Genomic DNA, 23675 nt, shown 5'->3' with positions numbered 1-23675 from the left:
CCTCCCCATGCTGTCATTGCCGGGCTTGACCCGGCAATCCAGAGGGTCTCGACATCCTCTGGATGCCCGGGTCAAGCCCGGGCATGACAATTGAAAACAAGGCAGACCGTGTCCTTGATCACCGAGCAAACTCGACGATGGCTTCGATCTCGACGGTGATCTGGCTCGGCAGCGACCCCATGCCGACGGCGGAGCGGGCATGGCGCCCGATCTCCGGCCCGAACAGCTCGACGAACAGGTCGGAGCAGCCGTTGATCACCGCGGGATGATGCTCGAACTCCGGCACGGCGTTGACCATGCCGAGCAGCTTGACGATGCCGGTGATGCGGTTGAGGTCGCCCAGCGCCTCCTGCATCACCGCGATCAGGTTGATCCCGGTCAGCCGGGCGTGGCGGTAGGCGGTCTCGCGGTCGACCGTGGCGCCGACCTTGCCGCGATGCATGAATCCGTCGGCCTCGGTCGGGCCCTGGCCGGACAGGAACAGCAGCTGGCCTGCGATGCGGTGGGTCTCGAAATTCGCGACCGGCGGCGGCGCCTTGGGCAGCGTGATGCCGAGCGCGGCAAGGCGGTCGTAGACGTTGGGCATGGTCAGTCCGTGGTCGTGTTCATTTGGTCGTTGAGTTCGGCGTCGCGGATGCAGGCGACGAAGCGCCCGGGCTCGCGCTCGGCCAGCGGCGGCACCGCCTGGGCGCAGGCCTCCACCGCCATCGGGCAGCGGGTGCGGAACACGCAGCCGGAGGGCGGTGCGATCGGGCTGGGGATGTCGCCCTTCAGGATGATGCGGTCGCGCCTGGCCCGCGGGTCCGGCACCGGCGCGGCCGACAGCAGCGCGCGGGTGTAGGGGTGGCGCGGCCGGTCGTAGACCAGGCGGGTCGGCCCCTTCTCCATGATCCGGCCGAGATACATCACCACGATCTCGTCGCAGAGATAATCGACCACTGCGAGGTCATGGGCGACGAACAGCAGGGTCAGGCCGAGGTCGCGCTGGATGTCCTGGATCAGGTTCAGCACCTGGGCCTGGACCGAGACGTCGAGGGCCGAGACCGGCTCGTCGGCGACGATGAAGTCGGGCTCCACGGCCAGGGCCCGGGCGATGCCGATGCGCTGGCGCTGGCCGCCGGAGAATTCGTGCGGGAAGCGGCGCTGGTGGTCGGCGTTGAGGCCGACCCGCTCCAGCAGCTCGCCGATCCGCTGGCTGCGGCGGCCGCGGGCCAGTCCGTGCGTGTCCAGCGCCTCGCCCAGGATCTCGGCCACGCTCATGCGCGGGTTGAGGCTGGCATAGGGATCCTGGAACACGATCTGCATCCGCCGGCGCCAGGCGCGGAACTGCTTCTCCGGCAGGGCCGTGACGTCGGTGCCGTCGAACATCACCCGGCCGCCGGTCGGCTCGATCAGGCGCAGGACGGCGCGGCCCGTCGTGGTCTTGCCGGAGCCGGATTCGCCGACCAGCCCGACGATGCTGCCGCGCCGGATCGACAGGCTGACATCCTCGACCGCGCGGACGACACGGCCGCCGCCGATCGGGAAATGCACCGACAGGTTCTGCACGTCGAGCAGCGGCGCGGCCGGATCGGTGTCGGTGCGGAGGGCGGCGGCGGTCACAGCTGGTCGGTCCTCCGGCAGCGGGAACGGTGGCCGGCCTGCACCGCATCGAGGCCGGGCACGGCGGCCTCGCAGGCAGTCTCGGTCAGCGGGCAGCGTGGCGCGAAGGCGCAGCCGGGCGGCAGGGCCATGACGCTGGGCACCGCACCGGGGATCGGCTGCAGCCTTGCGTCGTCATGCCGGCCGCCGGTGCGGGCGTTCGGGATGCAGGACAGCAGGCCGCTGGTATAGGGGTGGCGCGGCCGGTCGAACAGGTCGAGCACCGGCGCCTCCTCCACCACCCGGCCGGCATACATCACGGCGACGCGGTGCGCGATCTCGGCCACCACGCCCATATTGTGGGTGACGAACAGGATCGACATGCCGATCTCGGCCTGCAGCCGGCGCAGAAGGTCCAGGATCTGGGCCTGGATGGTGACGTCCAGCGCCGTGGTCGGCTCGTCCGCGATCAGCATCGACGGGTTGCAGGACAGGGCCAGCGCGATCATCACCCGCTGGCGCATGCCGCCCGACATCTGGTGCGGATAGTCGTCGAGGCGCGACGCCGCCGCCGGGATCTCCACCAGCTCCAGCATCTGCCGCGCCCGGGCCATCGCTTTCGCCCGGCCGGTGCCCTCATGCAGCTGCACCGCCTCGGCGATCTGGTCGCCGACGGTGAACAGCGGGTTCAGGCTGGTCATCGGCTCCTGGAAGATCATCGCGATCTCGGCGCCGCGCAGCTTCCGCAGCAGCCCCTGGGAGGCGTGGGCCAAGTCGTGCGTCGTGCCCTTCCGATCGCGGAACCGGATGGCGCCGCTCTCGATCCGGCCGGCCGGCTTCGGCAGCAGGCCCATGATCGACAGGCTGGTGACCGATTTGCCGGAGCCGGACTCGCCGACGATCGCCAGCGTCTCGCCGCGCGCCAGGTCAAAGGTCACGCCGTCGACCGATTTGGCGACGCCGTCCCGGCTGTGGAACCAGGTCCGCAGATCCTCGACCGCGAGGACGATGTCGCGGCTGGACGCACTCATGCGTGCGTCGCCGGGTCGAACAGTCGCCCCGCCTTGACCGACGTCGTGCCGAGGATGGCCTGGCGCGGCGTGAACAGCTTGTCGAGCGTGGCGCTGTCGCCGGAGGAATCCGGCAGCGTCACCGACGCATCCTCCAGCCCGAAGACGGTGAAATCCGCCTCCGCCCCCACCCGCAGATTGCCCTCCGCCGGCAGCCCGACCACCGAGCGCGGGCGGGTGCTGGCGGCGGCCACCACCTCGGCGAAGGGCATGCCGACGGCCAGCAGCTTCGACATGGTGGTCGCCATGTCCCAGACCGGGCCTTCGATCGACCGCAGATGCAGGTCAGTGGAGATCGAGAAGGGATGCAGCCCGCGCTCGATCCCGGCCCGCGCCACCTTGAAGGAGAAGGAGGCGCCGCCATGCCCGACATCGAGCCGCACCCCGGCCTCGGCCACCTGCTTGGCGATGCCGAACAGCTCCTCGTCCTCCAGGATGTTGCCGCCCGGCTTGCCGTGGAAGCAATGCGTGAGGACGTCGCCGGGGGTCAGCACCGCCAGCACCTCCTCCAACAGCGGCGGCGGCTCGCCGACATGGACCATCAGCGGCAGGCCGCTGATCTTCGCCACCTTCTTGGCGATCTTCACCGGGGTGATGCCCCAGGCGCCGGTCACCGTGCTGCAGGCCCGGCACTTGATGCCGCGGATGATGTCGCGGTTGGCCTCGATCACCGCCAGCGTGCGGGTGATGTCGATCGAGCGCTGGTCGATCAGCTCGCTGACCCGGTTGCAGGCGACCAGGCCGATCGAGCCGATGTTGAGAAAGGCGACCACCCGCTCCGCCGCCGGCTCGGCGATGAACTCGCGGAAGCCGACGAAGTTTCCTTCGCCGGCCGATCCGGCGTCGACGATGGTGGTGACGCCATGCGCCAGCCCGCCCTGGGACGGGCGGATCGAGATGTCGGTGCCGCCGTGATAGACATGGGCGTGCAGGTCGGCCCAGCCGGGCGACACCCAGCCGTCCCGGCCGTCGACGATCTCGGCGCCGGCCGGAACGTCGAGCCCCTGCCCCACCGCGGCCACGCGGCCGTCGGCGACCAGGATGTCGATCGGGGAGTCACCAGGGTGATCGGGGAAGCCGACCGGGCGGGCGGCACGGATCAGGACCGGCATCACAGTTCCTTGCGCAGGCGGGGGTCGAGGATGTCGCGCAGGCCGTCGCCGACCATCTGCAGCGACACCACCGACAGCACGATGGCGAGGCCGGGGAACACCATCATCCAGTCGGCCGAGCCCATGTACTGCTGGCCGGCATTGATCATGGTCCCCCAGGTGGGGATTTCGGGCGAGACGCCGACGCCGAGGAAGGACAGGCCGGCCTCGGCCAAAATGGCGTAGGCGAAGATGAAGGTGCCCTGCACCAGGATCGGCGACCACAGGTTGCGCAGGACATGGGCGGTGACGATCCGCCAGGTCGAGACGCCGAGCGCCCGCGCCGCCTCGACGAAGGGCAGCTCGCGGATCACCAGGGTCGAGGCGCGGACGATGCGGGCCAGGCGCGGCGTGTAGACGATGCCGAGCGCCAGGATGACATTGACCAGCGACGGCCCCAGCGCCGCGACCAGCGAGATCGCCAGCAGGATGTCCGGGAAGGCCATCATCGCGTCGATCACTCGCGCCACCACCTTGTCGGCCGGCCGGAAGAAGCCGGCGACGAGGCCGAGCACGATGCCCAGCACCGAGGACAGGATCACCACCGCGAAGCCGACGAACAGCGACAGCCTTCCGCCATAGATCACCCGGGTGAAGACGTCGCGGCCGAACTCGTCGGTGCCGAACCAATGCGCCGTGCTCGGCGGCCTCAGCCGGTTCACGATCGACAGCTTCTGCGGCGCGTAGCCGGTGATGTACGGCGCCAGGGCCGCGGCCAGGACCAGCACCACCAGGATGATCAGGCCGATCAGCGCGGTCTTGCGGCGGACCAGCAGGCGGGCGAGCTTCATGCGCTCGCCGGTGACCGAGATGGAGGCGGTGGCGGCCATCAGGTGCGCACCCTGGGGTCGACGAAGAGATACAGCAGGTCGATGACCAGGTTGATCAGGACGTAGAGCGCCGCGATCACCAGCAGCGCGCCCTGGATCACCGGGTAGTCGCGCCGCAGCACGCCGTTGACCACGAGGTTGCCGACGCCCGGCAGGCCGAACACCGTCTCGGTGACGACCGCACCGGAGACCAGCAGTGCCGTGGTCAGGCCGATCACGGTCAGGATCGGGATCAGCGCGTTCTTCAGCGCATGCTTCAGCACCACCCGCCGCTCCGGCAGGCCCTTGGCCCGGGCGGTGCGGACATAGTCGTCATTCAGCACGTCCAGCATGCTGGCCCGGGTGAAGCGGGTGATCAGGGCGGAGTTGACAAGGCCGAGCACGATCGCCGGCAGCACCAGATGGCTCATCCGGTCGAGGAAGCCGGCGCCGGGCCCGCCATAGCCCGCCACCGGGAACCAGCCGAGCTTGACCGAGAAGATCTGCATCAGGATCAGGCCCAGCCAGAAGCTGGGGATGCTGGCGGTGAACATCGACACGGTCAGCACCGACTGGTCGAGCAGCGACCCGCGCCACACCGCCGAGGCGATGCCGACCGGCAGCGCGATCGCGACCGCGATCAGGATCGACAGGATGGTCAGCATCAAGGTCGGCTCGGCCCGGTCGCCGATCGCGTCGAGCACCGGCTGGTTCAGGAAGATCGACTGGCCGAGGTCGCCGACCGCGATCTGGCCGAGCCAGCCGACATACTGCACCGGGAGCGGCTGGTCGAGGCCGAGCTTGGCCCGCAGCTCGACCACATCCGAGGGCTGGGCGTCGGGGCCCAGCATCACCGCGGCGGGGTCGCCCGGCGTCACCCGGATGATGACGAAGACGACCGTCGCCACGATGAACATCACCGCGACCATGCCGATCAGGCGATTGACGATGTAGGAGAGCATGGGGTCAGCGCCCTCCGAGTGCCCGCAGGCACCCTCTTTCTGTCATTGCCGGGCTTGACCCGGCAATCCAGGGGCCACCGGGAACGGCTCTGGCCGCCCTGGATCCTCGGGTCAAGCCCGAGGATGACAATGAGGGGAGGTCGTCGAGCACCGACACGGCCCTCACTTCTCCACCCAGGTGTTCCAGAAGAAGGGCCAGGGCGACGGGTCGTAGCCCTTCAGCTTCGGCGACTTGGCCGAGAGGGCGTTGAAGTCGCCGACCTTGATGAACGGCACCTCGGCCATGATCGCGGCCTGGACGTCACCGTAGAGCTTCGCCCGCTGCGCCGGGTCCGAGGCCGTGTTGAAGGCGTCGAAGGCGGTGCGGCGGCGCTCGGTCGACCACCAGCCCGGGCCGCTCTCGGACATGCCGAGATTCAGCGCCGGCTCCGGCAGGAACGGGCTGTGGGTGAAGAAGATGTCCCATAGCGCCGGGTCGTTGCGGCGCTGGGTCAGCGTCGCCCAGTCCGACACCTGCAGGTCGACCTTGAAGCCCGCCGCCTTCAGATACTCCGCCGCCACCAGCGCCATCTTGTAGTGGAACTCGTATTGCTGGCTGGTCAGGATCCGGATCGGCTCGCCGGCATAGCCGGCCTTGGCCATCAGCTCCGCCGCCTTCTCCGGATTGCCCTGGTCGTAGCTGTCGACCCCGGCGTCGCTGCGCCACGGGAAGCCGGCCGGGTACATGGCGCCGTCGACGGCGAAGAACTCCGGCTTGCCGAAGGCGGCCAGCATCATGTCGCTCTCGCCCAGCGCCGCCTGCACCGCCTGGCGCAGCTCCAGCTTCGCCAGCGGCCCCTGCTTCGTGTTCAGCATCATGATCGGATAGCCGAAGGACTTCAGGATCACCGGCTCGGTCAGCCCGGTCAGCCGGTCGTAGGATTCGACCGGCAGCAGGTCGGAGAAGTCGTACTGGCCGGAGATCGCGCCCTCGATCCGGGTGTTGGCGTTCGGCACCGGGATGAAGCGGATCTCGTCGAGATACGCGGTGCGCCGGCCGGCATAGCGGCTGGGCTCCTCCGTCCGGGCGGCGTAGCCGTCGAAGCGGGTCAGCAGGATGTACTGGTCGGGCTTGCGCTCGGCCAGCTTGTAGGGGCCGGTGCCGACCACATCGGTCAGCGGCTCGTCCATATGCGCCTTCGGCATGATCACCGCGGCGCTGTTGTTGAAGGCCAGCAGCGACAGCAGCGGCGCATAGGCCTGCTTCAGCGTGATCCGGACCGACAGGTCGCCGGTCGCCGCGACGCTCTCGATCATCGGCGCCGCCTGCTTGCCGCGCGAGGCGATCCGCATCCAGCGGTCCAGCGAGGCGACCACGTCGGCCGCGGTCAGCTTCTCGCCGTCATGGAAGGTGACGCCCGGCCGGATCCTGATGTCGTAGATGCGGCCGTCCCCGGAGATCGCCGGCATCGCCTCGGCCAAGAGCGGCTGCAGCCGCCATTCGGCGTCGAAGGTGAACAGCGTCTCGTAGACATGCTGGGTGATCATGCCCAAGAGGTCGCCGGTGTTCGCCATCGGGTCGAGCGTCGGTGGCTCGCCGATGGTGGCGACGTCGATCTTGCCGCCCTTCACCGGGTCGGCGACCGCCGCACCCGGCACCAGGGCGGCGGCAACGAGGAGGGAGAGCAGCAGGCGGCGCATCGGCTGGCTTTCGGTTCCTTCGGTCAACAGCGGGCTCCCCCTCCCATCGCCGATGGGAGGGGGTTCGCAGCCGCTACTTCTCGACGTAGGCGTTCCAGAAATACGGCCAGGGGGCCGGGGTCACGCCCTGCAGGGCCTTCGACCTGGCCGACAGAGCGTTGAAGTCGCCGACCTTGATCAGCGGCACCTCGTCGGCCATCACCTGCTGCACGCCGGCCCAGAGCTTCACCCGCTCGTCCTGCGTCAGCGCCTGGTTGAAGGCGCCGACCGCCTTCTCCTTGGCCGGCGTGTCCCACCAGCCGGGCGACCCCTTGGCCAGGGCGCCGATCAGCGCCGGCTCCGGCAGGAACGGGCTGTGGCTGATGTAGATCTCCCACAGGGCCGGGTCGGCCCGGCGCTGGGTCAGCGTCGCCCAGTCGGTGACGTCGAGCTGGACCTGGAAGCCGGCTGCCTTCAGGTACTCGGCCGCGACCAGCGCCATCTTGTAGTGGAACTCGTATTGCCGGCTGGTCAGGATCCGGATCGGCGTCTTGCCGTCATAGCCGGCCTCCTCCAGCAGCTTCTGCGCGCCTTCGGCATCGCCCTTGTTGTAGACCTCGGTGCCGGCCTCGGTCCGCCAGGGGAAGCCCTCGGGGTACATGGCGGCGTCGAGGGCGTAGAAGTCGGTGCTGCCGAAGGCGGCGGCCAGCATGTCCTCCTCGTTCAGCGCCAGCTGCACGGCGCGCCGCAGCTTCACGTCGCTGAGCAGGCCCTGCTTGGTGTTCATGACGAAGACCGGCCAGCCGAAGGGCTTCAGGATGATCGGCTCCGACGCCCCGGCCTTGATCTTGTCGAAGGCTTCGACCGGCAGGGAGTCGGTGTAGTCGAACTGGCCGGCGACCGCGCCCTCGACCCGGGTGTTGGCGTTCGGCACCGGGGTGAAGCGGATCTCGTCGAGATACTGCTTGCGGGCGCCGCCATAGCCGTTGGGATCGCCCTCGCGCGGCTTGTAGCCGTCGAAGCGGACCAGCTGGATGTACTGGTCGGGCACCCGCGCCTTCAGCATGTAGGGGCCGCTGCCGACGATGTCCTTCAGTTCCGGCGCGATCTTCTCCGACGGCAGGATCACCGCGGCGCTGTTGTTGAAGGCCAGCAGGGCCAGCAGCGGCGCGAAGGGCTGCTTCAGCGAGATCCTGATGGTCGAGGCGTCGACCTTCTCGATCGCCTCGATGTTGGCGGCGGCCAGCTTCCCGCGCGACGCCACCTCGGTCCAGCGCTTCAGCGAGGCGACGACGTCGTCGGCGTCCAGCGCCGAGCCGTCGTGGAAGGTCAGGCCCTGGCGGATCCTGATGGTGTAGACGCGGCCGTCGGCGCTGATCTCCGGCATCGCATCGGCGACCAGCGGCGTGACGCTCCAGTTGGCGTCGAAGGTGTAGAGCGTCTCGAAGATGTGCTGGGTGATGATGCCGACCAGGTCGGCGGTGCTGACCATCGGATCGAGCGTCGGCGGCTCGCCGATCGTGGCCACGGTGATCGCCCCGCCCTTGGCCGGGGCGGCCACGGCGCCGGACGAGATCGGCAGGATCGCGAGCGCCACCAGGCACAGGATTCGCAGCATTGACTCCCCCTGTCGTGAGCCTCTAGTATTCCGTTATTAGGAAGCAACATCTTCCGTTGCGGAATACGCTAGTGCCATCGCAGCCGGGACGTCAACCCTGTCCGATCATGTCGAATGGCGGAATCGCTCGGCGATTGACCGCAATGCGAGACAAAGCCTAGCTTCGGACAGGCGAGGGCTATACCACTCGGCCGGAGCATCGGCCGGGAGCAGACGGGATAGGATCATGGCGGAAGCAGCGGCGGCCAAGGCCGAAAGGGCGAGCGAGCGCAGCCGGGTCAGCGGCATCGAGCGCGCTGTGCAGATCTGCGACCATCTGCTGGCCGTGGGCCGGCCGCTGACCGCCTATGACGTGTCCAAGGCGCTGGGCGCGCCGATGTCGACGATCTACGGCGTGGTCGATTCGCTGCTGCGCCAGGACCTGCTGTCGCGCGACGGCGACGGCCTCCTGTGGTTCGGCCCCCGCCTCTACCATTACGGCCTGGCCTATGGCCGCAGCCTGAACCTGCTGGAAACCGCGTCGCAGGAGATGCGGGAGCTGAGCCGGCTCTTGGGCGAGACGGTGCAGGTCTGCGGCCGCGACGACGGCCATATGGTGGTGCTGGCCATGGCCGAGCCGCCCGGGCATTTCCGGGTCTCGTCCAAGATCGGCACGCGGGTGCCGCTGAACTGGACTGCCTCCGGCCGGCTCCTGATCGGCCACCTGCCCTGGGCGGAGCGGATCGAGCTGATGCGCCGCACCGCCCAGCCTTCCCCCACCGGCATGGCCGAGACCGACCCGGAATCGCTGTGCCGGGCCGGCGAGATGGCACTGGCCGAGAAGCTGGCGATCCAGCTCAGCGAATCCGACTTCGCCGTCGCCTGCATCGCCGCGCCGATCTGCACCCCCGGCGGCGATTGCGAGGCGACGATCAGCGTCGTCCTGCCCGAGCAGAAGGCGCGCGAGCGCGAGCGCACCTACAGCGTCGCGGTGCAGGAGGCGGCCAGCCGGATCGAGCGGCTGCTGGGCTGGACGGCCTGAGGCCTTGACCTAACGGCGCCGCGCCGCGAGGTCGCGGACGACCGGATCCACCATCTGATCGAAGGCCGCCGCCTCCGCCACCGCGGTGCGGAGCACGCGTCGCTTCTCCGTGACATAGGCCGCGCCGGTGATGCCGGACGGCGCGGCCGGGTCGTCGTGGCGGAAGGCCTGCTGCGCCCGGCTGGTCGCCCGCGCCGCCTGCTTGGCCCGCGCCAGCTGGCGCGTGAAATCGCGATCCATGGCGATCTCTCCCTAGGTTATGGACGCGGCCCCGGCCGCGCCGGTCGATGTCATTGGTCGGAAAACGCATGCGCCGGGGACGATGTTCCCCGAGTGGATTGGCAGCCGATGGCCTGCTGCAGATCATGGCATGCGAGGACCGGCTCGGCGATGTCGAAACGACGCGAACCAGACGCCGCCTCAAACAGGACCGTACGACTCGCCCCCTGACCGGGCTTGCACTAAGGCTTAAAACATCATACAGATGCTTCATTGTCTGATTTATTGATGATGGAAATGATATGCAAATTAAATAGAAATATGATCATCATTTATGCTTAATGCAAAGAAGTTCGGTGCATTTTAGATATAGCGACACTTGACGTGCATTTTTGTTACCCGTCCTGAGCAGAAATGCCCAACTAGACTCGCCCTCTCTTCATATCGGGCCCATTCATATTGGGGAGGAAATATTCATGGCCACTTTTACAGGCGACAACAGCGCCCAGATCCTGCCGAACCTACTCCTCGGTCCAGTCCAAGCCATCGGAAACGACTTCGTCGATGCCCTCGGCGGCGACGACGTCGCGATCGGCTGGTCCGGTGACGACGTGATCCGCGGCGGCGCCGGGGCGGACGTGATCATCGGCGGCCTGCTCAACGCCGCTGGCGTCATCACCCTGTCGGGCATCGACGCGGCCGACTACACGACGTCCGTCGACGGCGTGACGGTCGACCTCTCGGTCCTCGTCGATCTCACGCTTCCGATCCTGGGCATCGACATACAGCTCACCGGTGCCTCGCAGGGCTTCGGCGGCGATGCCCAGGGCGACTATCTGGTCGGCATCGTCAACCTGATCGGCTCGAACACCGGAGCCGACAATCTCAGCGGCAGCGCCGCGGCCAACACCCTGAACGGCCAGGGCGGCGACGACACCCTGGACGGCCAGGGCGGCAACGACATCCTCCTCGGCGGCGCCGGCGACGACACTCTGGTCGGCGGCGGCGGCGCCGATTCGCTGCAGGGTGGCGCCGGCACGAACGACACCGCGGATTATTCCGGGTCCGCAACCCCGGTGACCGTCAACCTGACCACCGGCACCGGCAGCGGCGGCGACGCCCAGGGCGACACCCTGACCGGCATCGAGCGGGTGATCGGGACGGCCGGGAACGACACCCTCACCGGGTCGGCGGGCGACGACACCCTCGTCGGCGGCGCCGGAGCCGACGTCATCACCGGCAACGGCGGCGTCGACACCGCCGACTATTCCGGTTCGGGCGCGGGCGTGACCGTCGACCTGACTGCCGGCACCGGCGTCGGCGGCGACGCCCAGGGCGACACGCTGACCGGCATCGAGAATCTCAACGGCACGGCCTTCGTCGACCACCTGTACGGCGATGCATCGAACAACATCATCAACGGGCTCGACAGCAACGACACGCTTCGCGGCGGCGCCGGGGCCGATGTGCTGAACGGCGGCAACGGCTCGGACTTCGCCAACTATCAGGGCTCGGCATCCGCGGTCACCGTCAACCTGCTGACCGACACCGCCAGCGGCGGCGACGCCGCCGGCGACTCGCTGGACAGCATCGAGAATCTGTACGGCTCCAGCAATGACGACAACCTGACCGGCGACGACGCCCGCAACATCCTCGGCGGCGAGATCGGCAACGACACGCTCGTCGGCAATGGCGGCGACGATGCGCTCTCCGGCGAGGATGGCAACGACAACCTCGACGGCGGCGACGGCAACGACCGTCTCGTCGGCGGCGCCGGCAACGACATCGCCAATGGCGGGGCCGACACCGACTCGGTCGACGGCGGCGCCGGCGACGACACCCTCGACGGCGGTGCCGGGAACGATGCCCTCGTCGGCGGCGCTGGCACCGACACGATCAACGGCAATGACGGCAACGACATCGTCAATGGCGGCGCTGGGGCCGACGCGATCGACGGCGGCGCCGGCATCGACACCGCCTACTACATCGACAGCGCCGCGGGCGTGACCATCAACCTGGCGGCGGACACCGCCTCGGGCGGCGACGCCACCGGCGACACGCTGGACAACATCGAGCAGCTCTACGGCTCGAACCTCGTCGACACGCTGACCGGCGACGCTGGCGTCAACCGGCTCTGGGGCAATGGCGGCGACGACGTGCTGACGGGTGGCACCGGGGCCGACACGCTGAAGGGCGGCGCCGGCAGCGACAGCTTCGTCTACACCGCGGTCGGCGACAGCACCCTGGCCGCGGCCGGCCGCGACGTGATCGAGGACTTCTCGACCGGCGATCGGATCGACCTGTCCGCGATCGACGCCAACGGCTCGGGCGGGGCCTTCACCTTCGGCACCGGCAACTTCACCGGCGTGGCCGGAGAGCTGCGGGTGGTGGCCATCCCCAACGGCTACCAGGCGGTCTATGGCGACACCAACGGCGACAAGACCGCCGACATCGCCATCGTCGCCCTGTCCGACCACGCCCTGACCGCCAGCGACTTCGTGCTCTGAGTCCCCTCGGGCACAGCCCCACCCCGCGCCGGCGGGTGGGGGTTTTTCTCGTCCCGCTCCCGCCGGCCGCGGCGATACGCGCGGCTTGGCCCGGGCCGGTGCCGTGGCGGATACTCCGCTACGGCAGGCCGGCCGGGACCGGTCGCGAGAGAGGCGGAACGGGGATGCGGCTCACATCAGCTCTGCTTGCGGGCATGCTCCTCGCTCTCTCCGCCCTGGCCGCTTCGGCGGCAGCCCCGCTGCTGCCGGGGCTCGGCCCCGACGACCGGCGCGTGCCGGTGGACGGCGCCGCCGCCCCCTGGCGCAGCCTGACCAAGGTGCAGACCGGCATCGGCGGCCGCTGCACCGGAGCCCTGATCGGCCCCCGCCGCGTGCTGACCGCGGCGCATTGCCTGTTCAACCCGCGGACCCAGCGCTTCCTGCCGGCCTCGTCGCTGCATGTGCTGTTCGGCTATGAGCGCGGGGAGTTCATCGAGCACGCCCTGGTCACCCGGGTGATCCGCGCCGACGCCTATGACCCGCAGCGGCCGCGCGAGGATTATGCGGCGGACTGGGCGATCCTGGTGCTGGCCGCCGATGCGCCGCCGCAGGCGCCGCCGCTCCTGGTCGCGGATGCGATGCCGCCCCCGGGCACGGCGGTGGTGCTGGGCGGCTACAGCCAGGACAAGGCGCAGATCATCACCGCCGACACCGCCTGCATGGTGCTGGGCACCGACCGCACGACCAAGGGCCCGGTGCTGATCCACGACTGCAACGGCACGCGCGGCACCAGCGGCAGCCCGCTGCTCGAACTGCGGGATGGCGACTGGCAGGTGGTGGGCATCGCCGTCGCCGGCTCGACCGACCGGCTGACCCTGAACTTCGCGGTCCCGGCCTCCGCCTTCGCCGCGGCGCTGCAGTAGCGGCCTCAGCCCTCGGCGTGCCGCCGGTCGCAGACGACCTTGAGATAGCGGCCCTCGCCCAGCTCGGGCCCGAGCGCCGTGCTGGCCAGCATCGCCTGGCCGGAGACGCCGCAGCCGAGCGGCGTCGGCGCCACCGGGCCGGCGACCACGTCGACCGCGGTGTCCCGGTTGCAGTCGCGCTGCGGCATCGCCGTGGCGCAGACGAGGATGAGGGTCGTGAAAACGTCCATGATGCTGCTTCCGCTCCCTGGGTTGTGCACCACCCGGGGGCTTCCTCCGGCACGTTGATCCTGGATCGACAACCGATCCACGCGAAGGCTGGTTTCCTCCGCGGCCGCGGCGATCGTCTTCGCCGCGCGAACATTGTGCACTGCAACATAAATGGAGACAAGCCGACCGACGTGCCGGGGCCAGCCTCACAACCGCCATGGAATGATGGTAGGAGGGCGGATGCAGGTGAGCAGGGGCGGCTCTGCCCGAACCGTGGATGATCTGGGCCTGCGCAGGCAGCGTTCGTCTGATTGGGGGGAATGATGCAGCGGATCCTACTGTGCGCCTTCATCTGGATGGCCGCGATCTGGCCGGCAGCGGGTCACGCCCAGGACATGTTCTGGTCGACGACCCTGCCTGCGATCACCGGCACCGATACGCTCGGTCTTCACTTGCGCAGCCTGAGGGAGCAGCAGAACGGGAGTCGGCAGAGCGCACAGCCGGCCCCCTCCGCCACCGCCTTCCGCTACACCCCTTCACCCCGGCGCCGCACCGCCAACCTGGCGCAGTTCGTGGCCAGGAGCCGGCAGAACGATCCCAAGGGCGCCGCGGATCTCGAAAGGCTGTTCGCCTTGACCGATGTGGTCGAGGCCATGCGGGCTCCGCTGGCCGAGGCCGGGCTGCGGATCGACGATGTCGCCGATGCCTACGCCGTCTATTGGATCAACGCCTGGCAGGCGAGCCGCGGCGTCGACGACGATGTCAGCCGCCGCATGGCGACCGCGGTCAGGAACCAGGTGGCCGGCGTGATGGCGTCCACCGGCGCGCTGCGCGGAGCGAGCGATGCGGCCAAGCAGGAGATGGCCGAGAGCCTGCTGATCCAGGCGGCGCTGATCGCGGACGCGATCAAGCAGAGCCAGGGCAACCCCACGCTCGGCCGCCAGCTCGCCGCGGCGGTATCGCAGGGCGCGCGCGGGATGAACCTGGATCTCGCCGCCATGACCTTGACCGAGGACGGGTTCGTTTCCGCGAACTGAGCGTGTCTCTACGCCGGGTCGCGCCAGCTGTGGCGCGGCTCGTAGCCCAGCACCCGGCGGGCCTTCTCGATCGACAGCAGGGTCTCGTTCGGGCCGAATTCGCGCTTGCGCGGCACCCCGGGATATACGGCGTCGAGCAGCGCGTCGTTCGGCGTGCTCATCACCGTGTCGGCATTGGCGATGACGAAGACCTCGGCCCCGGTCAGCCCGGATTCCAGCGCCAGCCGGATCGCCTGGGCGGCGTCGCGCCCGTCGATATAGGCCCACAGGTTCCAGTTGCGCTTGCGCGGATCGTCGTCGAAGCCCGGGAACTCGGCATAGCGCTCCGGGTCCATGACGTTGGACAGGCGCAGGCCGATGATCTTGGCCGCGGGGTCCCAGCGGCAGAACTGCCTGGCCATCTCCTCGCCCATCAGCTTGGACAGGGAATAGGCGGTCTCCGGCCGGCCGGGATACTCCTCGTCCACCGGCACATAGGGCGGCGGGTCGGCGAAGGGCAGGCCCAGCACGGTCTCGCTCGAGGCCCAGACGATGTTGCGGATCTTCAGCTGCCGCGCCGCCTCGAACACGTTGTAGGTGCTGACCGTGTTGGTTTCGAAGATGACATGGTTCGGCGCCAGGCCGGGGGCGCGGATCGCCGCCAGATGGACGATGCCGGTGACCTGCGACACCCGGTCGTCGATCGCCGAGAAGGCGGCGATGGTCTGACCGAAATCCGTCAGGTCGACCCGGCTGTGCCGGACCGACGGGTCCGCCGGCGGCGCCAGGTCCACCGAGCAGACGTCGTAGCCATGGGCGATCAGATCCTTGAGACAGGCGCGGCCTGCCTGGCCGCTGCCGCCGGTGACGATGATCATTCGCTCCTCCCGCGCCGGATTATTGTCTGATGATATAGGTCAGGGATCGAGCTCGGGATAGTGGCGGAAGATGCCCATCTGGTTGAACGGGATGCGCCGGGGCGAGGCGAGATAGGTCTTTATCCGCGGCAGCGCGGCGACGCGGTCGTGCAGCGCTGCCAGGCGCGGATGCTTCGGCTCGATCCGCGCCATCGCCTTGGGGAAGGCGTAGCGCAGGCCGGCGATCATCTGGAACATCGACAGGTCGGCCGTGGTCACCCCCGCCCCGACCAGATGCGCGTCGCCGGCCGGGTTGCGGGCCAGCACCCGCTCGAAATAGCCGAAATATTTCGGCAGGCGGTGCGCCAGGAAGTCCTCGGCCCGGCGCTTCGCCTCCGGCTTCTGGTCCTCGTAGTACAGGCCGCTGCCGATCGGGTGGTGGGTGTCGTGCGCCTCGACCAGGAAATCGGCGATGGTCAGCTGCAGCTGGTGCGTCCACAGCCGTCCCGCCTCCTCCGCCGGCGCCAGGCCGTGCCGGTCGCCGAGGAACAGCAGGATGGCGGCGGTCTGGCCGATCAGCAGGTCGCCGGCCTTGAGATAGGGCGGTGCGAAAGGCGGCTCGGCCACCGACTTGTCCTGCAGATAGTGCATCAGCCCGGGCCGGTCGTCGGCCTCCTCGCGGGCGACGTCGACATAGTCGGCGCCGGCCTGCTCCAGCGCCAGCCGCACGAATTCGCCGCGCCCCTGGATCTCGGGCCAGTAGTAGAGCTCATAGGTCATTCCGCGGGATCCTTCTGTTGCCGTCCGACCCGGTCGTCTCCGAGGAAACGCCGTCATTTCACGCTGGGTTCACGTCGCCCCGCTAGCGTGGTCATACCGTCTCGCCCGGATGGTCGCCCCATCGAGCCCTCTGCTTCGCTAGCTATTTCATGCCCCGTCATATTCAATCGCACCGCATAGTCGAACAGGCATATTCCACCGAAGCCGCCGGCTCGATGGGCTCCGGCAAATCAGGATACGGGCGCCGGCGCATGTCGGAACCCAGTCGTGGAAAGGGAGGATAATGGGGCAACACGGTGGGCTGGACTGTCCGTCTTTCGCGGCGCGGTCCGGCAAGGGGCTCGGCGCCAGGGCGCTGCCCGGCACGACCACACAGGCCGGCACGGCGCAGGCCTTCCGCAATTTCGGCTCGGGCGACCCGCCGCCGGCGGCCGAGATCCATCGCCGCCCGGAGGAGCCGCAGGCCGCGCAGGCGCTGATCGGCAAGCTGATCCGGCGGATGCAGGAGCCGCACCGCTACGCCGATGAGGGCAAGGCGCACGCCGACCCGAGCGACAATGGCCGGATCCCGGCCGGCTACACCTATTTCGCCCAGCTCGCCGGGCATGACATCGTCCATGGCGCCATGACCGCCGTCAGCCTGGCCGACGGCACCCAGCCGCGCGTCAATCTGCGGTCCCGCCCGCTGGTGCTGGACACCGTCTACGGCCGCGGCCCGACCGACGACCCGATCAGCTACGAGATGCCGGAGGCGCATGGCGAGGGCCGCGAGAAGCTGCGCCTCGGCCATATCCGCATGACCGAGCCGAACCGGCCGAACGCCGCCTGCCCGGTGCACACCGCCCGCGACGTTCCGCGGGCGCGCATCGAGGGGCTGAGCGACACGGCGAACGAGGGGGCGGCCGACACCCTGCTGACCGACCCGCGCAACGACGACAGCGTGAACCTGTCGCAGCTGACCACGCTGTTCCTGATGTTCCACAACGCGGTCATCGACATCCTGCGCGCCCGCAACCCGTTCCCGGACGACGTCTCGACCGCGACCGAGTTCCTCAGCTTCTCGCGCTTCTCGCTGGCCCGGCAGATCACCGCGGCGGTCTATCGCGGCATCGTGGTCAAGGACCTGCTGCCCCGCCTGATCCGGCCGGAGATCTGGAAGCTGTACAATCAGGCCCGGCCCCGGCCGCTGGCCGACACGCCGGACGGCCGCATGCCGGTCGAGTTCTGCGACGCCGCCTACCGGCTCGGCCACGCCATGGTGCGGCAGAGCTATCGGATGAGCCGCCAGACCGAGACCTTCGGCATCCGCGACGTGATCGAGACCTCCTCGGCCCGGCGGGCGCGGGAGACGCCGATCCGCGACATCTGGGTGGTGGAATGGTCGCGGTTCTTCTCGATCGACGGGTCGCGGCCGCAGCTCAGCCGCCGCATCGGTCCGGGCTACAATGCCGTCATGCTCTACGACACGCTGTTCCGGAACGCCTATGTCGGCAACGGCGACGGCGCGCTCGACCCGACGATGTCGGGGCTGCTGTACCGCGACCTGGTCCGCGGATCGACGTGCGGCCTGCGCACCGTGAACTCGCTGGCCGAGCTGCTGCCGGGCGCCGTGCTCGACCAGTCGCGGCTGCTGGCCGACCGTGGGCACCGCACCGCGGCGCTGCGGGCCTGGCTGGACGCGGGCGACACAGTCACCTTCGAGCCCGGCGAGCGTGACGCCCTCGCCGCGGATCCGCCGCTGATGTTCTACCTGCTGTTCGAGGCCGCGCAGGAGGAGGACGGCAAGAGCTTCGGCACGCTCGCCTCGGTGATCGCCGCCGACGTCTTCGCCGGGGCGCTGGAACAGTCCCGCGACCTGATCGAGGAGGCGCGCGACCCGATCGCCGGCCTCACCACCGCGGAAGCGGTCGCCCATGTCTTCGGCCGGCACGTGCCGGAGACGATGAGCCAGCTGATCGTCTTCATCGCCAAGGCGCTGAAGCTCGAATCGGTCGAGCCGCTGTTCATCTGAGCATCACCACCATCGCCGCGTTCCCGCCCGGGGCGCCCGATAACCAGAAACGAGAGGGGAAGGTCATGAGCGAGAAAGACGAGCTGAAGCCGATGAAGATCCTCGACTACGAGGCGGCGGGGCGAAAGGTCGTGCTGTGGGCGCAGAAGCCCGAGACGCGGCCTGCCGACATGGCGGAGTTCCGCCAGCAGCTCAAGGGGCTGGTCGACATTCCGGAGCGGTACGAGACGCTGGAGATCTGCCAGGGCGACGACCACCACTTCATCCTGCGGCTGCCGCCGAACCGGCAGGTGACGGAATCGGAGCGCCGGGCGAAGAAGCAGGCCAAGGAGAATCCGGGGGTGGCCTCCTATGACCCGCCGCCTTTCTACTTGGACATGCTGACCGGCCAGAAGCCGTTCGACAACATCGAGTTCTACTACTCACGCATCTCGGATTACACGATCCGGGGCTGCAAGTAGGCGGATGGACTGCGGGAACGGGGCGGTCGCCGATCCGCGACGGATGAGTCCGGCGATCGCCAGCCCGTCCCGCAGCGCCTCCCACACCTTGCGGTCGGCGATCGGAAAGCAATGCAGAAGCCATTGTGCGATCGCCGTCTCGTCCGGATCGGGTTCCCCGAACCAGGCCGCCTGCACGGTTTCAACAAAGCGCGCCCCTTCGGCCCGTGCCGCCTCGGTGTCGCCGACGAGGGCGTGGGCTGCCGCCTTCCAGCCGCCGAGATAGTAGAGGACATCGCCGGCATTCTCCGCCGCCGCGATCGAGCCTGCATAATCGCCGAGGACAAAACGGGTGCCGGCCTGATAGGCCCAGTGCAGGCGGGAAATGCCGAGGCCGAGATCGAGCGCCATGTTGGCCGTCGCCATCGCCTGGTCCGCATCACCGCAATAGGCGAAGCCCAGCGACGAGGACACCAGGGTCCAGGGATCGTTCGGGTTGAGATCGCAGGCAAGGTGGTAGCTGACCGGCGCCTTCTCGTGGTTGCCGCTCATCGCGTTGGCCCAGCCGAGAGAGAGGTGAGCGCGCGTGTCCAGGGGATCGAGCTGGACCGCCATCTTGGCGAATTTGAGGGCTTCCTCGTGACGCTCGATGGTCCGGCTGATGCCAGGGAAGACCAGATGCCGGGAATTGAGGATCTGGACCAGGCTGGCATAGGCCGGGGCGAAGCTCGGCGCTTCCTCGATCAGCGACCGGAAGATCGATTCGGCCCGAGCCTCATCGTCCGGCCGCCACTGGAAGCTTAGGGCATGGCCCCGCAGCCAGCGGTCGTGATGGGCCAGCGACAGCTCCGGGCTGCCGGCGATCTGGGTCAGCCGCTCGGTCGACAGGTTGATGTCGAGCGCCCCGGCGATGCGCCGGATGATGCGCTGCTGCGCCGGCCGCCAGCCATGCTCGACGATGGTGAAGCGCTCGCTCCAGACGAAGCGGCCGTCCATGGAGTCCTTGAGCGTCAGGATGAAGCGGGGGCCGGACTCGTCGGGAAGGGCGGTGCCGTCGACGCGGTACGCGTTCGGCACCTGGGCCTGGGCCACCGCCTCGCTGCCGTCGATGATGCTCCAGTCGCGGAACCGGACCAGCGAGGCGATCAGCTCGTGCCGGAAGGCGCGGATCATGCCGCGCTGCTCCGGGGCGATGTCGGCGGTGTCGAATTCGGTGACGACGATGGCTTGGCCGCGGCCGGCCAGGGGCGGCAAGGAGGCAGGCACGGCGGGCTGGGGAGCCGGTGCCGCGGCCGCCTGGGCCGCCTTCGGATCGCCGAATTCGCCGGACTTGACCTTGAAGATCAGCTCCTGGGTCTCCGGCGACGGTTCCATGCCGAACTCCTGGTCCAGCAGGTCCCACAGGTCGCGATAGGCGCGCAGCGCCCCGCCCAGGTCGCCGAGCCGGGCCGAGGCCTCGATCACCGCCCGGCAGCCGACCTCGTGGGTCGGGTCGAGATTGACGATGGCGGCGCCGATCCGCTTCGCCAGCCGTGGATCGGCCGCACCCGGCAGCCGGTCCTCCAGCTCGCGCAGCAGACGCTCCTGCAGGATCTGGCGCTGCACCAGGAGCCAGGCCCGGAATGCCGGGTCGATGTCGTCGAGCCCGGCCAGGAAGCTGTCCGGCAGGCGCTTCTCCGCCAGCAGGACGGTCGGCACCTCCCCAGCCTCGAGGTCACGGAGGATGGCGAGGCAGTCGACATGGAGCTGGGTCAGGTCGACGCAGACGGTCAGCCGGTCCGCCGAGAAGACAGTGGGGCCGTGGACGGCCACGGCGCGCCGGAGATCCGCGATGGTCTGGCGCAGCGAGGCCCGGGCCTTCTCCTCCTCGAATTCGCTCCACAGCAGTCCGGCGACCCGTTCCCGGCTTTCCCGGCCGTTCAGGGTCGTCGCCAGATAGGCCAGCAGCGCCTGCGACTTGCGGTTGGCGATCGGGATCGGCGTGCCGTCGGCCCGCAACGACACCTGCCCCAGCGTGGTCAAGTTTACCCTGGCACCTGTCACCGGCCCGATCGGCTGTATTTCCATCACCCGCCCACAGATCCGCGCCTGGCGCGGTTTCGCACGAAAATGGCTCGATTCAGAAACATTTAGATAAGATCGATACCACGTTCCCAGGGCAGGTGGCGCCTGTTCTTTTCGGCCGATCCGGACCGTATCCGGCCCGCGAACATCCTATCGGGCGGAGGGTTGCAGCCGCCGAGCCGGGATGGGAGTGGCCGGCTCGGGGGTCTCCTCGGCACCGGGCCGTCGCCACTTGGCGAAGGCGCCATAGACGCCGCTGCCGACGATCAGGCCGGCCCCCAGCAGCCCGACCGCGGAGACCGGCTCCTGAAAGACCAGGAAGCCAAAGGCAGCCGCCCAGGCGAAGCTCGTGTAGTCCATGATCGCGGCATCCGAGACGCGGCTGATCCTCAGCCCCGCGATGTACAGGATGTTGGCCACGCCTCCGGCCAGCCCCATGCCGAGAACCGGCAGCCAGTCATCCCCGGCCGGCCACGTCCATCCGGTCAGGCCAACCAGCGCCGCCGCGCCGATCAGCATGCTGGTGTTCCCCCAGAGGGCGGTCACGATCGAGGAATCCAATTGCCCGAGCTTGCGGGTCGTGACGGCTGCCATCGCATATAGAATCGCGGAGAGGAGGGCCACCAGCGCGTAGATGCTCAGCCCGCCGAGATAGGGATGGACGACCAGCAGGGCGCCCGCGACCGCCACCGCGATGGTGAGATACAGCTGCCGGCTCGGCGGTTCGCGCAGGACGTGCACGCCGAACACGGCCATCAGCAGCGGGGCGACCAGGGAGATCGCGGTCGCGTCGGCGAGCGTCAGCCGCGATAGGCCGAGGAAGAACGCGGCGGTGGAAGCCAGCATCAGCCCGCCGCGCAGCAGCTGCAGGCTGGGGGCCTGCGAACGGGCGGCCTGCCAGCCCCGTTCCGGGCCCAGCCGATACTGGATCAGGATCGGCAGGTAGCCGACGATGACCCGCAACAGGACGAGCTCGACGACGGGATAGAGCTGGCTGAGATGCTTGGCGAAGGCGTCCATCGTGGCGAAGGCGCCGACCCCGAGCGCATAGATCAGGATGCCTTGGATCTGCGGTCGCGATGTCGGCAACGGGCAGCCTTCCCATGAGAACCGGGCCGGCGGCAGGATTCCTGACCGACGGCCGCTGTTGATTGAGCAGAAGAGTGTGCGCGCCGACGATGGCTGTACTTCAGCCCAATTGCGGTGCATCTGTGCTGAATTGCGGCTTGGTTGTGGCCGGCGGCCTTGGGGGTGTCCAATTGCAGAGTGAATCGGGCGGCCCGCCGTTTCAGGAAGCGGCCGACGCGCTGGCCAGCGGCGATCCGGCCAGGGCGTCCGCGGGCGCGATGCGGTTCCTGGAGCTGCTGGGCTATGCCGGACCGCAGCCGCCGGCGGAGATGACCGGGAACCGAGTCAGCCTGCTGCGCTTCGCGGCCCGTATGCGAACCGTGATGCCGTATCGCATGGCGGAGGCGCCGGGGCTGCTGTTCTTCCTCGGCATGTTCGACACCGGGGCTTTCGCCGGCTGGGGCGACGGCGAGATGGTCAGCACCATCGGGGCCGCCCTCCGGCCGGACCGGGCGTTCGAGGCGAGCGTCGGCGAGGCGGTGGAATACGCATCGCAGCTGCAGCGGCGGGACGACCCGCTGCAACGCCCCGGGACGGCGATCGACGGGATGCTCTCCCTCTCGGAACGCTCCGCGCTGGCAGCGCTGCTCGGGGTCGGCGACCCGATGAGGCTGCGGGACCTGGACTGGCTGCCGGCGCGCCGGCTGGCCGACGGGGCCGCCAGCGTCCTGCCCGCCGATCTCTGCCTGCGCCGCCCGACCTCGGCGGCGGGAGCCGAGGTGCTGGCGCCGCTGAGCATCGGCTGCGCCGCCGCCCCCACCCGGGACGAGGCGGTGCTGCGCGGCCTGCTGGAATTGGTCGAGCGCGACGCCGCGGCGCTGTGGTGGCGCGGCGGGCGGAAGGCGGCGACGCTGCCGTTGGACGGCGCCGCGGCGCAGCAGGCCATGGCCCTACTGCAGGACATCCGCAACGGATCCGAGCGGCGGGCGACCTGGCTGCTCGACATCACCACCGAGTTCGGCATCCCCTGCGTCGCGGCGCTGTCGGTCGATGCCGCCGGCCGCAGGATCGCCTGCGGGCTCGCCGCCGGGCTGTCGCCGGGCGACGCCGCGAGCTCCGCCATTCGCGAGATGTGCCAGTACGAGCTGGGCTACCACCTGATCGACGTCAAGCGCCGCGCCAACCCGGACCATGCGCTGACGCCGGTGGAGCTGGCGCAGCTGCGGCGGGGCGCCGAGATCCTCCCCGACGAGCAGCCGCTGCTGCATCCGGCCCTCGGCCCGCGGCACCACGCCGTGCCCGGCGACCTCGATCCTGCCGAGGCGGTCGGGTGGGTCGCGTCTCGCCTCCGGACCGTCGGCTTCCACGCCCACGCCGTGGGCCTGACCCGCGCCGATTTCGATATCCCGGTGGTCAAGGTCGTGATGCCGGGGCTGCAGCTCGACCCCTCGGATGCGATCACGCCGCGGCTGGCCCGATGCTTTTGCAATGCCGCGGAGGCCGACCAGGCCCTGTCCCGGCTGCCGCTGCACTGATCACGTAGAGCAGTCCGCCCTAGATGAGTTTAGGCCAGATCAGCCACCCCATTGAACGGAAGCGCTGATTGCCTCTCCCGCTTGCGGGAGAGGTCGTAGGCGCGAAGCGGCTCCGGGTGAGGGGAGTTCGTCGAGGCCTGGGCCAGCCCTTGTATCTGGAGTGCAGCCCTCGCTGAGGTAGAAGAGAGGGCAGGA

General features: G+C 69.2%; 21 protein-coding genes. 7 read left to right on the top strand and 14 right to left on the bottom strand.

Annotated elements, in window-relative coordinates:
• Positions 1-118: 118 nt before the first annotated feature.
• From ACFW16_RS33485 to ACFW16_RS33450, 8 genes are all read right to left on the bottom strand, one after another.
• Positions 119-586: a RidA family protein gene (locus ACFW16_RS33485; RefSeq protein ID WP_380313416.1), complete on the bottom strand. Its 468-nt coding sequence runs from the start codon at positions 584-586 to the stop codon at positions 119-121.
• A 2-nt stretch (positions 587-588) separates the two neighbouring features.
• On the bottom strand, positions 589-1602 hold the full coding sequence (locus tag ACFW16_RS33480) for an ABC transporter ATP-binding protein (protein WP_380313415.1): 1014 nt from the start codon (positions 1600-1602) through the stop codon (positions 589-591).
• Positions 1599-2612, bottom strand: a complete 1014-nt coding sequence (locus ACFW16_RS33475; protein ID WP_380313414.1) for an ABC transporter ATP-binding protein — start codon at positions 2610-2612, stop codon at positions 1599-1601. The genes ACFW16_RS33480 and ACFW16_RS33475 overlap by 4 nt, the downstream gene beginning before the upstream one ends.
• A complete protein-coding gene (locus ACFW16_RS33470; protein WP_380313413.1) occupies positions 2609-3763 on the bottom strand; it encodes an amidohydrolase/deacetylase family metallohydrolase in 1155 nt (384 codons plus the stop codon). Before ACFW16_RS33470 ends, ACFW16_RS33475 begins: the two co-directional genes overlap by 4 nt.
• On the bottom strand, positions 3763-4632 hold the full coding sequence (locus tag ACFW16_RS33465) for an ABC transporter permease (protein WP_380313412.1): 870 nt from the start codon (positions 4630-4632) through the stop codon (positions 3763-3765). The genes ACFW16_RS33470 and ACFW16_RS33465 overlap by 1 nt, the downstream gene beginning before the upstream one ends.
• On the bottom strand, positions 4632-5573 hold the full coding sequence (locus ACFW16_RS33460; protein ID WP_380313411.1) for an ABC transporter permease: 942 nt from the start codon (positions 5571-5573) through the stop codon (positions 4632-4634). The genes ACFW16_RS33465 and ACFW16_RS33460 overlap by 1 nt, the downstream gene beginning before the upstream one ends.
• A gap of 162 nt (positions 5574-5735) precedes the next feature.
• Entirely contained in the window at positions 5736-7280 is a 1545-nt protein-coding gene (locus tag ACFW16_RS33455; protein ID WP_380313410.1) for an ABC transporter substrate-binding protein, read from the bottom strand.
• 46 nt (positions 7281-7326) lie between these two features.
• On the bottom strand, positions 7327-8850 hold the full coding sequence (locus ACFW16_RS33450; protein ID WP_380313409.1) for an ABC transporter substrate-binding protein: 1524 nt from the start codon (positions 8848-8850) through the stop codon (positions 7327-7329).
• A gap of 226 nt (positions 8851-9076) precedes the next feature.
• Between ACFW16_RS33450 and ACFW16_RS33445 the strand changes: the two genes are divergently transcribed.
• Entirely contained in the window at positions 9077-9871 is a 795-nt protein-coding gene (locus ACFW16_RS33445) for an IclR family transcriptional regulator (RefSeq protein WP_380313408.1), read from the top strand.
• Positions 9872-9880: 9 nt separating this feature from the next.
• On the opposite strand, the gene ACFW16_RS33440 is transcribed toward ACFW16_RS33445, so the two are convergent.
• Entirely contained in the window at positions 9881-10111 is a 231-nt protein-coding gene (locus ACFW16_RS33440) for a hypothetical protein (protein WP_380313407.1), read from the bottom strand.
• A gap of 455 nt (positions 10112-10566) precedes the next feature.
• Between ACFW16_RS33440 and ACFW16_RS33435 the strand changes: the two genes are divergently transcribed.
• Positions 10567-12597, top strand: a complete 2031-nt coding sequence (locus tag ACFW16_RS33435; protein ID WP_380313406.1) for a calcium-binding protein — start codon at positions 10567-10569, stop codon at positions 12595-12597.
• Between the two features lie 194 nt (positions 12598-12791).
• Positions 12792-13499, top strand: coding sequence for a trypsin-like serine peptidase (locus ACFW16_RS33430; protein ID WP_380313404.1), 708 nt, complete (start codon positions 12792-12794; stop codon positions 13497-13499).
• 5 nt (positions 13500-13504) lie between these two features.
• On the opposite strand, the gene ACFW16_RS33425 is transcribed toward ACFW16_RS33430, so the two are convergent.
• Positions 13505-13729, bottom strand: coding sequence for a hypothetical protein (locus ACFW16_RS33425; protein WP_380313402.1), 225 nt, complete (start codon positions 13727-13729; stop codon positions 13505-13507).
• Positions 13730-14029: 300 nt separating this feature from the next.
• On the opposite strand from ACFW16_RS33425, the gene ACFW16_RS33420 reads away from it, so the two are divergent.
• Entirely contained in the window at positions 14030-14746 is a 717-nt protein-coding gene (locus tag ACFW16_RS33420) for a DUF6683 family protein (protein ID WP_380313401.1), read from the top strand.
• Between the two features lie 8 nt (positions 14747-14754).
• On the opposite strand, the gene ACFW16_RS33415 is transcribed toward ACFW16_RS33420, so the two are convergent.
• Together ACFW16_RS33415 and ACFW16_RS33410 are read right to left on the bottom strand one after the other, a co-directional pair.
• Positions 14755-15603 (bottom strand): NAD-dependent epimerase/dehydratase family protein, encoded by an 849-nt coding sequence (locus ACFW16_RS33415; RefSeq protein ID WP_380313400.1) that lies wholly within the window; start codon positions 15601-15603, stop codon positions 14755-14757.
• A 39-nt stretch (positions 15604-15642) separates the two neighbouring features.
• The gene (locus tag ACFW16_RS33410; protein WP_380313398.1) at positions 15643-16362 is read right to left on the bottom strand and encodes a glutathione S-transferase; all 720 of its coding nucleotides are present in this window, start codon (positions 16360-16362) and stop codon (positions 15643-15645) included.
• Between the two features lie 283 nt (positions 16363-16645).
• On the opposite strand from ACFW16_RS33410, the gene ACFW16_RS33405 reads away from it, so the two are divergent.
• Together ACFW16_RS33405 and ACFW16_RS33400 are read left to right on the top strand one after the other, a co-directional pair.
• A complete protein-coding gene (locus ACFW16_RS33405) occupies positions 16646-18373 on the top strand; it encodes a peroxidase family protein (protein ID WP_380313396.1) in 1728 nt (575 codons plus the stop codon).
• Positions 18374-18438: 65 nt separating this feature from the next.
• Positions 18439-18834 (top strand): hypothetical protein, encoded by a 396-nt coding sequence (locus tag ACFW16_RS33400; protein ID WP_380313395.1) that lies wholly within the window; start codon positions 18439-18441, stop codon positions 18832-18834.
• Here ACFW16_RS33400 and ACFW16_RS33395 read toward each other — a convergent pair.
• Positions 18796-20835 (bottom strand): BTAD domain-containing putative transcriptional regulator, encoded by a 2040-nt coding sequence (locus ACFW16_RS33395; RefSeq protein ID WP_380313394.1) that lies wholly within the window; start codon positions 20833-20835, stop codon positions 18796-18798. The genes ACFW16_RS33400 and ACFW16_RS33395 overlap by 39 nt on opposite strands.
• Positions 20836-21027: 192 nt before the next feature.
• Positions 21028-22086 (bottom strand): DMT family transporter, encoded by a 1059-nt coding sequence (locus tag ACFW16_RS33390; RefSeq protein WP_380313393.1) that lies wholly within the window; start codon positions 22084-22086, stop codon positions 21028-21030.
• A gap of 50 nt (positions 22087-22136) precedes the next feature.
• On the opposite strand from ACFW16_RS33390, the gene ACFW16_RS33385 reads away from it, so the two are divergent.
• On the top strand, positions 22137-23480 hold the full coding sequence (locus tag ACFW16_RS33385) for a YcaO-like family protein (RefSeq protein WP_380313392.1): 1344 nt from the start codon (positions 22137-22139) through the stop codon (positions 23478-23480).
• Positions 23481-23675: the final 195 nt, after the last annotated feature.

This window comes from Inquilinus sp. NPDC058860, from assembly GCF_042743185.1.
Taxonomy (GTDB): domain Bacteria; phylum Pseudomonadota; class Alphaproteobacteria; order DSM-16000; family Inquilinaceae; genus Inquilinus.
The sequence above is the reverse complement of the archived record's forward strand: the minus strand, read 5'-3'. Positions and strand labels throughout refer to the sequence as shown.

Excerpts from the sequence above, each read along its gene's own strand:
- ACFW16_RS33485 (WP_380313416.1), bottom strand. The coding sequence starts at position 586 with ATGCCCAACGTCTACGACCGCCTTGCCGCGCTCGGCATCACGCTGCCC.
- ACFW16_RS33475 (WP_380313414.1), bottom strand. The coding sequence starts at position 2,612 with ATGAGTGCGTCCAGCCGCGACATCGTCCTCGCGGTCGAGGATCTGCGG.
- ACFW16_RS33470 (WP_380313413.1), bottom strand. The coding sequence starts at position 3,763 with ATGCCGGTCCTGATCCGTGCCGCCCGCCCGGTCGGCTTCCCCGATCAC.
- ACFW16_RS33465 (WP_380313412.1), bottom strand. The coding sequence starts at position 4,632 with ATGGCCGCCACCGCCTCCATCTCGGTCACCGGCGAGCGCATGAAGCTC.
- ACFW16_RS33460 (WP_380313411.1), bottom strand. The coding sequence starts at position 5,573 with ATGCTCTCCTACATCGTCAATCGCCTGATCGGCATGGTCGCGGTGATG.
- ACFW16_RS33450 (WP_380313409.1), bottom strand. The coding sequence starts at position 8,850 with ATGCTGCGAATCCTGTGCCTGGTGGCGCTCGCGATCCTGCCGATCTCG.
- ACFW16_RS33445 (WP_380313408.1), top strand. The coding sequence starts at position 9,077 with ATGGCGGAAGCAGCGGCGGCCAAGGCCGAAAGGGCGAGCGAGCGCAGC.
- ACFW16_RS33440 (WP_380313407.1), bottom strand. The coding sequence starts at position 10,111 with ATGGATCGCGATTTCACGCGCCAGCTGGCGCGGGCCAAGCAGGCGGCG.
- ACFW16_RS33435 (WP_380313406.1), top strand. The coding sequence starts at position 10,567 with ATGGCCACTTTTACAGGCGACAACAGCGCCCAGATCCTGCCGAACCTA.
- ACFW16_RS33430 (WP_380313404.1), top strand. The coding sequence starts at position 12,792 with ATGCTCCTCGCTCTCTCCGCCCTGGCCGCTTCGGCGGCAGCCCCGCTG.
- ACFW16_RS33425 (WP_380313402.1), bottom strand. The coding sequence starts at position 13,729 with ATGGACGTTTTCACGACCCTCATCCTCGTCTGCGCCACGGCGATGCCG.
- ACFW16_RS33420 (WP_380313401.1), top strand. The coding sequence starts at position 14,030 with ATGATGCAGCGGATCCTACTGTGCGCCTTCATCTGGATGGCCGCGATC.
- ACFW16_RS33415 (WP_380313400.1), bottom strand. The coding sequence starts at position 15,603 with ATGATCATCGTCACCGGCGGCAGCGGCCAGGCAGGCCGCGCCTGTCTC.
- ACFW16_RS33410 (WP_380313398.1), bottom strand. The coding sequence starts at position 16,362 with ATGACCTATGAGCTCTACTACTGGCCCGAGATCCAGGGGCGCGGCGAA.
- ACFW16_RS33405 (WP_380313396.1), top strand. The coding sequence starts at position 16,646 with ATGGGGCAACACGGTGGGCTGGACTGTCCGTCTTTCGCGGCGCGGTCC.
- ACFW16_RS33400 (WP_380313395.1), top strand. The coding sequence starts at position 18,439 with ATGAGCGAGAAAGACGAGCTGAAGCCGATGAAGATCCTCGACTACGAG.
- ACFW16_RS33390 (WP_380313393.1), bottom strand. The coding sequence starts at position 22,086 with ATGCACCGCAATTGGGCTGAAGTACAGCCATCGTCGGCGCGCACACTC.